This is a genomic window from Paenibacillus sp. FSL L8-0641 (genome assembly GCF_038006265.1).
GTDB lineage: Bacteria > Bacillota > Bacilli > Paenibacillales > Paenibacillaceae > Paenibacillus > Paenibacillus polymyxa_D.
Map to the genome: position 1 here is coordinate 3,547,003 of NZ_JBBOUW010000001.1, position 15,281 is coordinate 3,562,283.

The 15,281-nt window shown below is 46.2% G+C and carries 15 protein-coding genes and 1 other RNA gene; 3 read left to right on the plus strand and 13 right to left on the minus strand.

Annotation, left to right across the window (positions count from 1 at the left end):
* Positions 1–167 precede the first annotated feature (167 nt).
* Positions 168–863 (plus strand): TerC family protein, encoded by a 696-nt coding sequence (locus MKY16_RS16025; RefSeq protein ID WP_069010274.1) that lies wholly within the window; start codon positions 168–170, stop codon positions 861–863.
* A 73-nt stretch (positions 864–936) separates the two neighbouring features.
* On the opposite strand, the gene thiI is transcribed toward MKY16_RS16025, so the two are convergent.
* From thiI to MKY16_RS16055, 6 genes are all read right to left on the minus strand, one after another.
* A complete protein-coding gene (thiI, locus tag MKY16_RS16030; RefSeq protein WP_069010273.1) occupies positions 937–2,163 on the minus strand; it encodes a tRNA uracil 4-sulfurtransferase ThiI in 1,227 nt (408 codons plus the stop codon).
* 1 nt (position 2,164) lies between these two features.
* Positions 2,165–3,313: a cysteine desulfurase family protein gene (locus MKY16_RS16035; protein ID WP_165149077.1), complete on the minus strand. Its 1,149-nt coding sequence runs from the start codon at positions 3,311–3,313 to the stop codon at positions 2,165–2,167.
* 158 nt (positions 3,314–3,471) lie between these two features.
* Entirely contained in the window at positions 3,472–4,164 is a 693-nt protein-coding gene (locus tag MKY16_RS16040; protein ID WP_318627858.1) for a lytic transglycosylase domain-containing protein, read from the minus strand.
* Positions 4,165–4,386: 222 nt separating this feature from the next.
* The gene (locus MKY16_RS16045) at positions 4,387–4,779 is read right to left on the minus strand and encodes a hypothetical protein (RefSeq protein WP_318627857.1); all 393 of its coding nucleotides are present in this window, start codon (positions 4,777–4,779) and stop codon (positions 4,387–4,389) included.
* 44 nt (positions 4,780–4,823) lie between these two features.
* Positions 4,824–5,051 carry a DUF1540 domain-containing protein gene (locus MKY16_RS16050; RefSeq protein WP_029517777.1) on the minus strand — a complete coding sequence of 76 codons (228 nt, stop codon included), beginning with the start codon at positions 5,049–5,051 and terminating at the stop codon, positions 4,824–4,826.
* Between the two features lie 187 nt (positions 5,052–5,238).
* Positions 5,239–5,745, minus strand: coding sequence for a YpuI family protein (locus MKY16_RS16055; protein WP_029517778.1), 507 nt, complete (start codon positions 5,743–5,745; stop codon positions 5,239–5,241).
* Positions 5,746–5,931: 186 nt separating this feature from the next.
* Here MKY16_RS16055 and MKY16_RS16060 point away from each other — a divergent pair, with 186 nt between their 5' ends.
* Positions 5,932–7,812: a S8 family peptidase gene (locus tag MKY16_RS16060; protein WP_340956101.1), complete on the plus strand. Its 1,881-nt coding sequence runs from the start codon at positions 5,932–5,934 to the stop codon at positions 7,810–7,812.
* Positions 7,813–7,869: 57 nt separating this feature from the next.
* Here the strand turns inward: MKY16_RS16060 and MKY16_RS16065 are convergent, their stop codons facing one another.
* Together MKY16_RS16065 and pdxR are read right to left on the minus strand one after the other, a co-directional pair.
* The gene (locus MKY16_RS16065) at positions 7,870–8,100 is read right to left on the minus strand and encodes a hypothetical protein (protein ID WP_080658632.1); all 231 of its coding nucleotides are present in this window, start codon (positions 8,098–8,100) and stop codon (positions 7,870–7,872) included.
* Positions 8,101–8,188: 88 nt separating this feature from the next.
* Entirely contained in the window at positions 8,189–9,664 is a 1,476-nt protein-coding gene (pdxR, locus tag MKY16_RS16070; protein ID WP_340956102.1) for a MocR-like pyridoxine biosynthesis transcription factor PdxR, read from the minus strand.
* Positions 9,665–9,780: 116 nt separating this feature from the next.
* Here pdxR and MKY16_RS16075 point away from each other — a divergent pair, with 116 nt between their 5' ends.
* Positions 9,781–11,001 (plus strand): aminotransferase-like domain-containing protein, encoded by a 1,221-nt coding sequence (locus MKY16_RS16075; protein ID WP_165149062.1) that lies wholly within the window; start codon positions 9,781–9,783, stop codon positions 10,999–11,001.
* Between the two features lie 458 nt (positions 11,002–11,459).
* Here MKY16_RS16075 and rnpB read toward each other — a convergent pair.
* From rnpB to MKY16_RS16100, 5 genes are all read right to left on the minus strand, one after another.
* Positions 11,460–11,858, minus strand: an RNA gene (gene rnpB, locus MKY16_RS16080) — RNase P RNA component class A.
* Between the two features lie 79 nt (positions 11,859–11,937).
* On the minus strand, positions 11,938–12,504 hold the full coding sequence (locus tag MKY16_RS16085; protein WP_029517782.1) for a flavin reductase family protein: 567 nt from the start codon (positions 12,502–12,504) through the stop codon (positions 11,938–11,940).
* Positions 12,505–12,565: 61 nt separating this feature from the next.
* Positions 12,566–13,681 carry a Nif3-like dinuclear metal center hexameric protein gene (locus MKY16_RS16090; RefSeq protein ID WP_340956105.1) on the minus strand — a complete coding sequence of 372 codons (1,116 nt, stop codon included), beginning with the start codon at positions 13,679–13,681 and terminating at the stop codon, positions 12,566–12,568.
* Positions 13,657–14,418 carry a tRNA (adenine(22)-N(1))-methyltransferase gene (locus MKY16_RS16095; protein ID WP_029517784.1) on the minus strand — a complete coding sequence of 254 codons (762 nt, stop codon included), beginning with the start codon at positions 14,416–14,418 and terminating at the stop codon, positions 13,657–13,659. The genes MKY16_RS16090 and MKY16_RS16095 overlap by 25 nt, the downstream gene beginning before the upstream one ends.
* Complete coding sequence (locus MKY16_RS16100) at positions 14,415–15,254, minus strand: hypothetical protein (protein WP_340956108.1); 840 nt, start codon at positions 15,252–15,254, stop codon at positions 14,415–14,417. Before MKY16_RS16100 ends, MKY16_RS16095 begins: the two co-directional genes overlap by 4 nt.
* Between the last annotated feature and the right edge of the window lie 27 nt (positions 15,255–15,281).

The window sequence follows — 15,281 nt, forward strand, 5'->3', positions numbered from 1 at the left end:
GCTTATAAGCTTTGTCAAATAAGTCATCATTTATTAAAAAATGATGTCAAATTCGTTGAGTAAAGACCTTGAAATCAATAACAAACAGCCATATAATGAATCGTATTTCCGGAAAACGGGTATTAAAATAAACACATACAACGATTTTAGGATGTTTAATCAGGGAGATGAGAACGATTGATATGTCCGGACTTCAGTTCTTTTGGCTACTGCTTAATGTGATATTTATTGATCTTCTGCTCGCAGGGGATAATGCGATTGTAATTGGACTTGCCGCCAGAAAGCTGCCTCCTGCAACGCAAAAAAAAGCGATACTGTACGGCACCGGTGGTGCCCTGCTTATTCGCATAGCAGCCACCATTGTGGTACTCTGGCTGCTTCAAGTACCGTGGTTGTTACTCATCGGGGGGATTATGTTAGTCTGGATTGCGTATAAGTTGCTCGTAGACCAGGAGGACCATACCGAAGTCAAAGCGGGAACAACATTATGGGGTGCTATCCGCACGATTGTTGTAGCCGATGCGGCTATGGGTCTGGACAATGTGATTGCTGTTGCTGGCGCTGCCCAGCAGCATTTGCTACTTGTAGTGCTGGGCCTGTTAATCAGCGTGCCAATCGTGGTATGGGGAAGCACTCTTTTTATTAAACTGATCAATAAATTCCCCTGGATTATCTATTTGGGATCGGCTGTGCTTGGTTATACGGCCTCTAATATGATTACTGAAGAACGTAAGCTGGAACCCTACTTTACCGAGCACCCTGCGCTGCGCATCTTGTTTATTGCTACAGTTATGGCTGGTATTTTGCTCACGGGATATCTTCAAAATCGCAAAGCAATGTCCAGTCGAGAAAAAGCTGTTTAAAATGCTTCAAAAACTGTTTTAACTAAAATCAAAAAAGGCAGACCCCATAATAACAGTGGGTCTGCCTTTTTGTTTAAAACCAATCTTCCTGTATAACTTCCTCATTACGCCCCTCTATAGCTCCGCCTGCCTCCAGGACAAGCGTTTCCGTTGCAGCCACAGCCTGTTCAATCAAGGCATTTAAATCCCGAATAGAGGCTTCAATCTTTTGAACAACCCACAAATTTGGATTGGTCGTTGGGGATTTAGGAACAAACAATGTGCAGCAATCCTCATATGGAAGGATGGATAAATCGTAGGTGCCAATTTGCTTAGCGATTTCCGTGATCTCCTGCTTATCCATCATGACGAGAGGTCGCAGCAATGGTAATTCTGTCGAACGGCCAATCACATTCATGCTGGATAACGTTTGACTAGCAACTTGACCCAGACTGTCACCCGTCACGAGTGCCAGCGCTCCTTCACGCTCAGCCAGCATCGTTGCAATTCGCAGCATAGACCGTCTCATTAGCGTTATAATCAGATTGTCCTGTCCAGTGCGCGTAAAGGCCGTCTGCACCTCTGTAAACGGTACAAGGTGGATTTTGATCCGCCCTGCATAGCCTGCTAATACCCTTGCCAATTCAATGACCTTTTCTTTCGCACGCTCACTTGTAAACGGATAGCTATAAAAATGTACACATTCAATTTCCAGTCCCCTACGCATGGAAGACCATCCTGCTACCGGGCTGTCGATTCCACCAGACAGCAGCAGCATAGCTTTACCGTTCGTTCCTAACGGAAAGCCCCCTACAGCCATAATAACATCGCTGAATATATAGGCCGCCTGCTCTCTGACCTCCACACGCAACTCAATATCTGGTTGATGCACATCGACCCTCAACGCTTGAAACTCTCGCAAAATAGGAGAACCAATTAAATGGTTCATCTCTTGTGAGGAATGAGCAAACTCCTTCCACACTCTGCGGGCATTTACCTTGAAAGTCGTTCCCTCGGCCACATTCAGCTCACGCATCAAAGCTACAGCGGTCTCAATTATAGCACCCAGCTCGACAGGAGCCATTTTGACAGGACTTATTGTCGTGATGCCAAACACTTTTTGTAACACTTGAATGATCTGTTCATAAGGCTCTCCTCCGAGTACCACATAAATCCGTCCAAATTCCTTCCGCAAAGAAGCGCCGGGAAACGGCTTGAGCAGCAGCTTCACGTGATTCAGTACTGCCTTTTCAAAACGAGTTCGGTTCTTCCCTTTTAATGTAAATTCACCGAAGCGAAGTAACAGCATATCATAGTGCATTTTAACGTTTCCACCTTTCAAGGGATTCCAGCTTGGCTACAGCCTGTTGCAGTGCAAGTATAAGCTCGTCAATATCCTGTTCCGTATGCTCGTCACCGAAGCTGATACGAATGCCGCCAGATGCTTCTGCCTCATTGCGGCCCATCGCCTGCAGCACCCGGCTGGGCTCGGCCAACTTCGAAGAACAAGCCGATTTGGTGGATACGGCCACACCTAGTTGCTCCAGCGTATGCAGCAGCACCTCGGCCTTCATACCCGGATACGAAAAGTGGACAATATGCGGTGCTTCCTCCCCGCTGTTTAGCCGCAGTTGAGGGATTGTCTGCACTTCTGCGACCACCCGTTCTCTCCACTCGGTCATACGTCGTGCTGTTTCTGCTTGTCGTTCGCCCGCTAGTCGTACCGCTTTGGACATACCAACAAGCAGTGGCACATTTTCCGTACCTGCACGAAAACCCTGCTCCTGAGAGCCGCCACTATGCAGTGGGAAAACCTCTACACCTTCCCGAACGAATAGTAGTCCAGCACCTTTAGGTCCACGCAGCTTATGCGCAGAGAGGCTGTACAGATCAGCCTGCCAGCCCCGGATATCAACCGGCAGCTTTCCAAACCCTTGTACACCGTCAATATGAAATAGAATACGGGGGAACTGTTTCTTCAGCGCAGCTCCGATATCATGCACCGGTTGCACCCTTCCCGTCTCATTATTGACATGCATAATACTGACTAAAATCGTATCTTTACGGACAGCGGCACAAACCTGTTCGGCGCTCACATGCCCTTCTGCATCGACAGGTAAAAATGTAACCTCAAAACCCAGATTTGTCAGTTGTCTGCAAGCTTCATACACAGACGGGTGTTCTGTCGATACAGTAACAATATGCTTGCCTCTGGTCTGATACTGCAAAGCTACTCCCTTAATAGCAAGATTGTTGCTTTCCGTTGCCCCAGATGTGAAGACAATCTCTGATGGATACACTCCCAAAGCCGCAGCACATACTTCGCGCGAACGCTTAAGCAACTTATCCGCATCCTCTCCATACCGATGCATCGAAGATGGATTGCCATAGTGGCGTCTCATGATCTCGGCAACGGTTGTAATCACCTCTTCAAAAGGCGGAGTTGTCGCGGCATAATCAAAATATTTCATTAAACTCCCCTTTCTACCCTACAACTGCTGCAACAAAAAAAGACCAAAACAGGGAAAGGTCGCTACATTATAGCGACACCCTTTCCCCATATTGACCCTGTTCTGCGGACCTAATCTAAATTGAAATTACGCACTTTTTTCGTTATAAGCTATAGGGCTTAGATCGTATATTTTTCACGTGCATTTTGAATCTTGTTAATATATCTTTGCGTTTCCAGCGGAAGCTTATCCAGTACAGACATTAACTGTTCATCACTACTTACACCAAGCCGCTGCACCCGTCCGGGACCTGCATTATATGCAGCCAGCGCCATATTTTCTTGTCCGTTAAAACGTTTAATCTGATAAGACAAATAACGAACTCCAGCATCAATATTTTGTCCAGGATCATACGGGTCACTGACTCCCAGACCTTGAGCCGTAGCATCCATAAGTTGCATAAGCCCTTTGGCCCCGGCCGAAGAAGTGACCGACGGATTGAATGAAGATTCCGTATCAATAACTGCTTTAATCAACGCTACTGGAACGCCGTATTTCTGACTAGCCTCGTTAATCAAATCATCATATGCCGTAGGTGTTGTAGGTCCGTCTGTTGCTGTGCTGGAAGGAGCGGGATACAATGACGAAGCCGTTCCCCTCGAAGGTCCCAATTGAAGCCAAAGCAAACCATTTTCGTCTCTGGTAACATCACTTGAATTTTCTCGAGTCACAGCACCATCTGTTTCCAACTGACCTACTTGTTCCAGTAATCCGGAAAAAGCGTCCGTTGTCCCCGTCTGGGTTGTAGCACTCATATTATTTAACAGCTGCATGTCTAACATGGACTTGGACACGCGCGGATCAATTTGCATGTGGTGTTCCCAACTTTCTATAGTTGTTATATCCCAAATAGCTTGTCGTTACTGCTATGATACAACTTTTTACTATGTACTTCCATACCTTTTAATGAAAAAAAGCTCCGTTTCTGTCGAAAAGACAGCGGAGCTTTATAGATCAGCTTAAATGTAATTATATCACTAAGATGATTTTTCTCGGATATACAAAAGAAAACTGTACTTTTTCCTCCAGCAAGGTCAGCGAACGAACGGGATAAAAGCAAAATAACTCAATGTCGCCAGCGCCCCAAGACCAATCGACCAAATGCCGGTCGTTTTGCTGCCATTCACATAAGCAAAAAAGCCTAAAACTGCAGCAATAGGCCCCAGAACAATGGACCACATAAACAATGAGGCAATTCCCGCAGCCAGACCAACATAGCCAGAAATACGACCACTATTGTTTATACCTTGCTCTTCACCCTTGACCTCATGTCGAGTCGCAACTGAGCCGGGAGCAACCTCTGCTGCATATTCCTCACGATCATTACGGCGCTTGGCAGATCGTTCATGAATGTGACGGGGGTAATCTACACGTTTGCGGCTAACATGCTCTTCATTCTGATGCTTGTCGTTTTCATGATCTTCCATAATAAACTGCACCTCCAAATGCAAAATGAATCGCGTAATAAAATTTACACGGACTTCGGTTTAAAAGTGTGGCAACAGGTTGCGGCTGACGTGTCGGCCTTATCACGTTCTTCTGAACTGAAGCTTTCCCCCGCATATTCTTCTTTAAATTTCTTTCCGGCATGACCATCAACTTCAATCATGATCAAATCTGCCTTGCACAAGTTGTTTTCTCCCCAATAATGACAATTGGCTACGCTACACTTAACGATTGGCTTGGCCTCTTGGCTCATGATCATCACCTCGGATTCATTGTCCCCCCGCTATCCCGCACCTATGCGTTTATGGTATATGGCAGTTGGTGACATACGAAAAAAGCCGCTTCCTTCACCTCCTCCAAAATGGCAGGAAGCAAGTAGAAAACGGCTTGCTTGTCTTGTTTTAGTTTTTGATTAGAAATGATCTTCCCCGTTGAATGCTTTATGCATGAGTACGGCGAGTCTGCATCCGGCGCTGAGTCAAATAGTCACTTTCATAATAAGTCAGATCATCACGCAATTCTTCAAAATTTTTCGTAATGTCCATGATCACTTCGCGAGCGGCTGGCACTGGCGTTTTACGGAAGCGGATAGCATCTTGCCCCGTATACGCATAACGTCCATCCTCTGCGTAAGATTCATTTTTGGGATAAAAAAAGCTGTTCACGCAGTCATGGTAAACGTTATACAATGCCTTTTCCGCAAAATCGACGTCAAAATTGGCACGGCGTAAAGCCACACCCAACTTTTCATAAGATACTTCGGAAAAAACAAGGACATGACGGAGATCCGACAAAAAGCCTTTGTAAAAGAGCACGGACTCCTCATTGCCATCTGCAGCCAGTTGCGGCAGAGCATGCTCATTGAGGAATGTTTCCACCCGTTTCACGGCAGTTTTCAGTCTCTCCTGCGCCGACTCACATAATTTTTGTACGTTGACTGCTGACATCAAGGCAGCTCCCCCTTATTTGTTGCTTGTTCATCAATTTGGTTACCCGAAAATAGTCCCTTCTAACCGAAAGAGCTGTAATTTTCAGTATTTATCCTACCACAAATAAGCATTGAAAGGTATAAAAACATGCCAACCTCCTCACGCTAAACCATAAATTTATGAATTCTCAAGGAGGACGGTCCCATGTCTCGGCGAAAATGGTTAAAACCCCTGCTAGGAGCAGCTGCCGGGGTGCTTCTCATCACACTGATGCTGCCTTCCCGTGATCACCGCCATACACCGCAGCCCGAATATACGGCCAAGATGGTGCCACAGCAAGAGAAGCAACTCAAAAAAGGAATGTTGGCTTTGGACCTGTCCGCTACGGATACCCTCACACGCATGGATACAAGGCAGGATATTCAATACGTGATGCGGGAACTTGATGGTAAAACTGCTGATCAGAAAAGGCAATTTACCCGCACGCTACAGCAATCGCACAGTCATCTTCATACGTTACAGTGGATTCACACAAGCGACGGGAATACGAACACCTATACGGGCAGCAAAGCACAAACTCGTCTGCTCAGTCATCCTCAAATTAAAAGCAGCTTGGCTGCGGCTCGCCGTTCCGTCATGCAAAATAAATCCTACGAATCTGCTGCATTTCAGGCTGAAGGCGGTAAATATTTTGTCATGGCAGAACCATCGGCTGACGGAACATGCGGCGTTGCTGCTCTGGTCAGTCAGCAAGTATTGCGTGACGTGGAGAAGCATCAGCGGAAGAATTTGCGTTTGATTCCCTATCCAAAAGAAGGCAGTTACAAAATCGAATCCGTACATCCCGACACATTGCACGATATTACTGTCAAGACGGGCCACGACAACGAAAATGCAAGCCATTATTTCGAAAACGAAATTGTCGTTCGCTTCCGTCATAATCCTGATTCACGACAACTGCAGGAAATTGCAGCAGATTTACACTGTGCGCCAGGCCGCAAGCTTGGTTATACCTATGTATTTCATTCGGATAAGATGAACTTTAAGGAGCTAAAGCAATATTTTTCAAGAAAGTGGAACCCGCTTTATACTGAACCTCACTATATGTATCTAACCAATGAGAACACACCTATCAAAGCGGACAACTCTATTCCCAATGATTTGCTCTTTTCCCGCTATCAATGGAATCTGCCGGCAACTGAAACCAACCGAGGTTGGAAATTAAGCAAAGGCAGCAAGGACGTAATTGTCGCTGTCGTAGATACGGGAGTAGATTTGGATCACCCCGACCTAAAAGGTCAAATCCTTTCAGGTCGTAACGTGGTAAACCCGTCTGAAAAGCCTTATGATGACGTCGGTCACGGAACGCACGTCGCCGGCATCATTTCTGCCCTCGTGAATAATGGTGAGGGGGTCGCAGGCATGACATGGTACAACAAAGTCATGCCCATCAAGGTACTTGACCAATCCGGCTCCGGTACGACTTACTCGGTTGCAGAAGGTATTATCTGGGCAGCTGATCACGGTGCCAAGGTCATCAATTTAAGTCTGGGCAATTACGCACAAGCTGAATTTTTGCATGATGCGATCAAATACGCTTATGATAAAGATGTCGTATTAATTGCAGCCACAGGCAATGACAATACGGAACGGCCTGGCTATCCAGCAGCGTATCCTGAAGTATTTGCCGTTTCCGCTACAGATTCTTCTATGCACCGTGCATCCTTTTCTAACTATGGAGATTATGTAGATGTCATGGCTCCAGGTGCAAGTATTGCCAGTACGTACCCAGGGAATCAATATGCTGCACTGTCGGGCACTTCAATGGCCAGTCCCCATGTATCAGCACTTGCTGCCCTGATTCGATCCGTTAACCCCGATCTGACCAACAAAGAGGTTATGGATTTAATGAGAAGCAGCGTAATTGACTTGGGCACACCAGGGCATGACAAATATTTCGGGTATGGTCAAATTGATGTGTATAAAGCGTTGAAAGCAGCACAACGTCCATATGTTCCTTTGCAATTCTATCCACAGCATTTAAGTGACAAGTTAAAATCTATTTTAAAGAAATTGGAAACGTAAGATTCCTTATAGGAAAAAAGCAGCCATGTTGCTCCATGGCTGCTTTTTTGGGCTTTATTAACGCTTAGAACTGCTGCGAACAGGACGCTTACTATGACTGCGAGTATGACAGCAAGGTTCTCCAGGATCCTTTATACTCACCGGAAATACGTGATGTGGTACAGGTACAATGTGCGTCTGATTAACAATTTCAATCGGATGAACCACAGGCACGACTTGTGGGAAAAATTGATGATTTACAAATTGGATCGGCGGGCACACGATCGGGTCGTAAGGGCAATGACTCATAATGTGCAACTCCTTTCGGTGAATTAGTACAGCATATTAAGAAGGCATGTGCTGTGCTTGGATGTTTACCCCCTAATACAAATATCCCTTATAAAATAGGCTTCCGTTCAACAATGACCGAATGATCAAGCAGTTCGCCCAACAAACGGCACAGTTTGTGAAGACCTGTTTTAAGTGTTTCCTTGTCCGCATACGAAAAGGAAATACGGATATGATTACTGTCCATACCACCTGCATAGCACACTGCACCAGGTAAAAAGGAAACGCCTTCTCGGTCAGCCAGCCGCTCCAATTCTGGAATTTCAACATTAGGAGGAAGCTTAATCCACACATTTAAGCCACCTTCGGGAGCATACCAGCTAACCTCTGGCGGAGCATAGCGCTGGAGCGTATACAATGCGACTGTCAACCGATCCCGCATTTGTTCCCGCAACCCGACAAGATGCTGATCAAGACGGTTTCTAATAAAGGGCAATAGCGCTTTTTGCGTTAATAGAGGGCTCCCCAAATCCGTAGTAGACTTGGCAGCCACCAAACGATCCATTACACTGCCAGTGGCCGCTACACAAGCTATACGGCAGCCGGGAGCAACGGTTTTGCTAAAGCTTTTGATATATATCACATGTCCGGATTGATCATGTGCCTTGATAGAGAGTGGCGGCTTTGTTTTATAGTAGAGGTCAGAAAATGGATCATCCTCAACAATGAGGCAATGATAACTTTGAGCTAGATCCAATAATTGTGTGCGTCTGGCCGTCGTTAAAGTTACTCCGGTAGGATTATGAAAGGTGGGTATCGTGTAGATCAGTTTTGGGGGATGAGTATCACAAAGACGCGTGAGGATATCGATCCGCATGCCCTGCTCATCCATCGGAATCATAATTACTTTGGCACCACGACTGGTAAATACATCAATGGCCCCCGTATATGTAGGAGCCTCCATGTAGACAACATCTCCAGAACCAACAAAAGTACGTGCCACCAGGTCAATGCCCTGTTGGGCACCACTGGTCACGAGCAGCTGTTCTGCAACAGTGCATAGGCCACGTTCGTTCAGGTGATCTACAAACACTTCCCTCAGCGCTAAATCACCTTCAAAAGTACCGTATGCTGCCATTGCATCAGGATTTCCAGAGGATAGACGTTGAGTATCAGCGATGATTTCGCGTGTAGGAAGAAGCTCCGGTTGAATTGCTGCTATATGAAAAGAATAGGGAACCTGTCTGCTATGGTTAAAGTTTCTCCATAACTGTGCGCGTGGCAAATAATCGATCAGCGACATTTGCCATGACAAATCCTGCGCTCCCTCACGTTGAACAGCTACCGAAGGCTCTGCTACATAGCAACCTTTTCCCTGTGTACAGGTAACCAGATTAATAGACTCCAGCTCAGCATATGCCTTGCTTACAGTTACGGGACTTACCGCAAGCAAACTGGACAAATGACGGACAGAGGGAAGCTTTGTGCCCTGAGGCAACAGTCCAGACTGGATGCGATCTGCTAATGTTTTGGCAATCTGTAAATATAATTTAACACTGCTATTGCGGCTGAGATCAATATGCATCGGAACCGTCCCCTCCAAAAATCAACTGTTACATTTAGACGTTTACTGTTATACTTCATTATCGATATAATACAACAAATTTCATAGTACAGTATAGAACACAGGAGATGATTGGATTGGAACACAAATTTTCGGGTATGGCTCGTACTCAGGGCTCGTCCATGGTAAGGGACATTTTAAAGCTGACACAGGGAACAGATGTGTTATCTCTGGCAGGCGGCCTTCCTGCCGATGCCTTTTTCCCCATCGAAGCTGTTGCTAAAGCCTATGAGCAGGTATTTCGCCTCGGCGGTACTACCGCTCTTCAATACGGCCTAACCGAGGGCTACATTCCTCTACGGGAACGTCTTGCAGCAATCATGTCATCCCAAGGCATCTCCGTCACCAGAGATAACATCATCATGACGACGGGCTCACAGCAGACCATTGATCTGGTTTCGCGTGTATTGCTCGATCCGCAGGATACTGTATTGGTGGAGTCCCCTACTTATTTGGCAGCTCTTCAGGTATTTAATTCCTATGGTGCCAACATTGTAAGTGTAGATACAGACTCTAACGGTATGCGATTAGAAGATCTTGAAGCCAAGATCAAAAAACATCAGCCTAAATTCGTGTATGTCATCCCAACCTTCTCCAACCCGGCAGGAAGTGTTTGGAGTATGGAACGAAGAACAGGCGTTGTTGAAATATGCCGTAAATACGGCACTTTGATTTTTGAAGATGATCCTTACGGACGTCTTAAATTTGACGAAAACCTTAACTTTCCATCCCTTTTCTCAATCGATCAACAGCTAGGTGGAGACGGTCATGTGATGTACACTTCTACATTCTCCAAAACCGTCGCTCCTGGTGTTCGATCTGGTTGGCTGGTAGCTAATCAAGCGATTGTCGTTAAAGTCGCCAATGCCAAACAATCTGCCGATCTGCACTCCAGCAGTATTGATCAACGTGCTTTGAATGAGTTATTGGACTTTTTTGACTTGGACGGACATATTCGTACTGTGTCTGCTGAGTACCATACTCGTATGCTACGTCTCACGTCGCTGATGAAAGAACGCCAATGGGAAGGAATCACCTGGAATGATGCACTTGGCGGTATGTTTATGTGGGTTACTTTACCCGAGGGATTCCGTTCTGATCGGTTGCTGCAACTCGCAATTCAGGAAGGAGTCGCATTTGTGCCTGGACAAGTCTTCTATGCTGACCTAAGTGGCAGCAACCATATGCGAATCAACTTCACGCATACGGATCCTTCCTTGCTTCCAAAAGCAGTTGACCGATTGGATCGGGCACTGAAGATGTACACAGAGGAAAGTGTGGTAAAAAGCGTGCGCTGATGGAGTTGACACAGTGAGGCCGCTTCGCGAATCATTTGATCTTACGATCGCTGCTGCCCCCGGATTCCTAATTATATAAGTTCCGACAAAGGTCGGAATCCGGGGGCAAAGGCGAACGCTTCGCTTCTCCAGATTCAAATGCTCCGCTGCGCTAACTGCGTGCCTCATCCCCACACGTTTTTATGGTAAAGGGAATGAGTAGATGGAAAAACGAATGAAGCTCCCAACATGATATTGGGGGCTTCATTCTGCTTTGGCAAAGAACAAACAAAAGTAAATTTAGCACTATAAAAATGCACTATTTCTGCATAAATACGGTATGTTAAAAAGGGTGTGCCATCATTCCCACAGGAATATGACACACCCTTTTTAATTCAATAAATACATTTGGATTAAAGGCTTTCATGCAAACAGGTCATTTACAAAAGTTAAATTCATACATTTTAAGGTGTTGCAGTGGGGAAAGTTTTCCGTAAGCCGGGTTCTGTGCTATTCGTGGTACAGACGGGAACTACCCTCCCACTACAAGCGACAATCATCTATCTAGGCCGAACATTGCTATCCAGCTCCAGCGACCAACCTAGACACGCCTCGGGCTAAGGCTGCTTCGCGAAGAAGCTGTGTCCCATTAGGTCTTGCTCCAGATGGGGTTTACCAGGAACGAAGTCACCAGCGTTCCTCGGGGTCTCTTACACCTCGGTTCCATCCTTGCCTGTGCCGCAAGCGGCCATCGGCGGTCCATTTCTGTGGCACTATCCTTCAACTCGCGCTGACTGGACGTTATCCAGCATCCTGCCCTATGGAGCCCGGACTTTCCTCTCGCGGCTTACGCCACCAGCGATTGTCTGTCAAACTTTCCGAACAACATTACATAGTATACAGGGAACGCGCGCATGATACAACCCTGAAAATATTGTAAAACGTATAGATCTCTGTTTACTTGCCCAAATAAAACGGATGTACCTTTCTCTGCAATGAATCATCCGCCACATAATAAGCAGACCTTCCCACGTATAGCGGGATAGAAAGCTTACTAAAATCAGGAACGTCCTCATCTAGGAACAGTTCATCATCTCGGTAGGTCTGCTGTATTTCACCGACGATCCAATCATGATCTCCATAGGTATGAATATCCACGACTTTACACTCATAAGCAAGATAAGCCTCCAGCAATATAGGCACATTGACTGAAATTCCATCCTCATATGCAATGCCAAACTGCTGAAACTTATCTACATCTTTACCACTAAAGGTACCTACAGCCTGAATCCATTCCGATCTGTGCGCAGGCAGAAACTGAATACCAAAGCCTCCGCTTTTCTCGATCAGTCCGTGAGAATATGTTTCCTTCCTTAGTGAAATGCCATACATGCCCGGTGATGATCCGATATAGGTATGCCAGCCTGAGGCCATTACATTATTTTCCCCCTCATAGCGGGAAGTAACAACAGCGACCATGCCTGGATAGGCATGAATTGCAGAATCAGCTATCAGCGTCCGCATAGAACCTCTCCCTACGAAAAAAATAATAGAACGTCTTTATTTTCTCATAGATGTTGATATTTTACAAAAATTGAAAAGGCTCGGTTTCTACCTGAGATACATGTACTTCCGTTGAATAACGACCTTCTGTCAAGCGTTTGCGCATCCATTCTGCGGTTTTAGGCTTCATAATCTTTTCAGCATTATGTCCAGGGTCAATAATAGCAATCCCCGCCATCAGGGCATCGTGAGCCGTATGGTAGTCAATATCCCCTGTGACCAATACATCAGCACCTTTGAAAAGCGACTTATTCACATAGCGGCTGCCTGAGCCCCCAAGCACGGCTGCCTTTTTGATCATACGGTCTAAGTCGCCCACCACACGTACATGCTCGACCTTGAGACCGTTTTTCACAACATCGACAAACTCCCGTAACGTGCAGGTTTCCTTGAGCTTGCCGACCCGTCCCAAACCAAAGCTACGACCTTGCAAATCCATATGGTACAGGTCATAAGCCACCTCTTCATAAGGATGAGCCTTTAGCATCGCTTGAACAACTTTATTGCGTACACCCTGCGGTACAATGGTCTCAATACGAACCTCTTCACTACGTTCCATTTTACCCTGCTCACCCAAAAACGGCTGTGTGCCTTCACCCGGCACAAAAGTTCCATAGCCGTCAATGTTAAAGCTGCAATGGCTGTAGTTGCCGATATGTCCAGCTCCCGCCCCCAGTATGGCATCCAGTACCCGTTGATGATGTGTTTTGGGTACGAAAACAACAAGCTTGAATAATTGCTCGGTGTGAACATCCTCAAGCGTACCTTCACTTTGAATACCCAGTGCTTCTGCCATCCAGTCATTCATGCCGTCCTCAGCTGTATCCAGATTCGTATGACTGATGTAGACAGCAATATCATTCTTGATCAGTTTTTCATACAATCTACCCGCAGGCTGATCTGTGTTCAAAGCTTTAAGTGGGCGGAATATAATCGCATGATGCGCAATAATGAGGTCAGCTTTTATGCGGAGTGCCTCTTCGACAACCTCATCATTAACATCCAGGGCTACTAATATGCTTTTGATTTCCTTTTGCAGACTACCCAGCTGAAGCCCGATTCTATCGTCCGGAACTGCCAAGTATTTCGGAGCCAGCTGCTCCATATAGCTAATTACTGTCTGTCCTTTGGCAAACATGCAAGTACCTCCTCTAGCTGTTCAATTTGCTTGCGCAATTGCTCCCGCTTATGCTGTGCGGATTCCTGATCTGATCGTGCCACTTGTGCCAGCACATCCTCAAGCTTGCGAATCTCCAATTTCCATTTATAAAAAAAGATTTCATTCGGTGCTTTGACCAATAGTGGTCCGAGTTGCATCAACAAATCCGGTGTCAGTACCAGCGAACTATCGGGAATTTTCCATGGTTGATACAGCGCATCCTGTTTCAGTGGGCTTACCGAATCAGGTACTGCCGTCAGAATCTCATATATTTTCCCGTCTTCTTCCATAATATGTTCACTTGTTAGTACCCATTGATGTTCGATGAGCCAACGGCGTAAGATATCCTCTCCTACGTTAGGCTGTAGAACAAGTTGTTTCACTGAAACAAGCTTGTCTTTCCCTTGCTCTAAAATGGTAGCGATCAAGGCACCACCCATCCCGGCTATCGTAATAACATCAACTTCATCGACCTTAATTACAGCCAAGCCATCTCCCTTTCTAACCGCAATGCGATCCGTGAGACCTGCTTCGGCCACCTGCTTTTGAGCCGCACGCAACGGTCCATCATTGACTTCACCCGCCACAGCTTGCGGTACTCTGCCACTACGCACTGCGGCCACGGGGAGTAGTCCATGATCCGAGCCAATATCCGCAAGTCTGCTCCCGGCAGGTATTTGTTCCATAATATATTGTAATCGTTGAGAAAGTTTCATAACGTCACCCACGTAATCCATTTTTTTCGAGTCCAAAATAAAATTCCAACAACAAATGCCAACTTCAGTATGCTGTAAAACACCACATCTCCCGCCGCTTGATGGCGCAGGATAAACGTGTCTGCTTCAGCCATGAATGCTAGTGTCATGCCTATAGCGAAATAAACCAAAGCGAGACGCGGAAAGCGGCGATGTACCCACCAGCTTAACCAGATCAACAATACTGCGTGCAAAATCCAAAATGCCTCAAGCATCACTAAAGTTGCTGTAGGCCAGAAGCGGCCTATAAGGATCGCGTACACTAAAAGTAGCCCAGCAATGCCACAGTAATGAAGTAAGCTGTTGCGCAAAGTTAATCCCACAAGACACCATACCATACCGCATAGGCCTACGAGCAAAAGAAACCAAACCTTAGCTTCACCTTGATGGAGCTGAATGATCCATACACCCGAACCCAACATAATCGCACTGCCTAAAGTGCTCAACATCGCGCTCATACTCTTTTCAGAAGACCGCCAAAATGCGGCCACTCCATAGCAAATCGTAGTAACTGCACTCGCCGAGAATATTTGCATTGCCAACGGAAAAGCGGTAAAATAAAAACCGATCAAACAAATGCAGGAAATAATGACAAAACCAAGAAGCCAGGCGATCCCATGCCCGTGTCTAAGATATGTAAGCAGCCCGGTGTTGTTACGGTTCTGGCTCTGCGACGGATCTTCGTCCTCCCGATACAGGTTAGACAAAAAATCGCAATATTGCTCAGGGAGCAGCCGACTTCGCCGCCAATGCTCAATTTCATGTAACAGTATTGCCCGCTTTTTCTCCTGGTCCAAGCTTCTTCCCCTCCACCAAGACTGCCA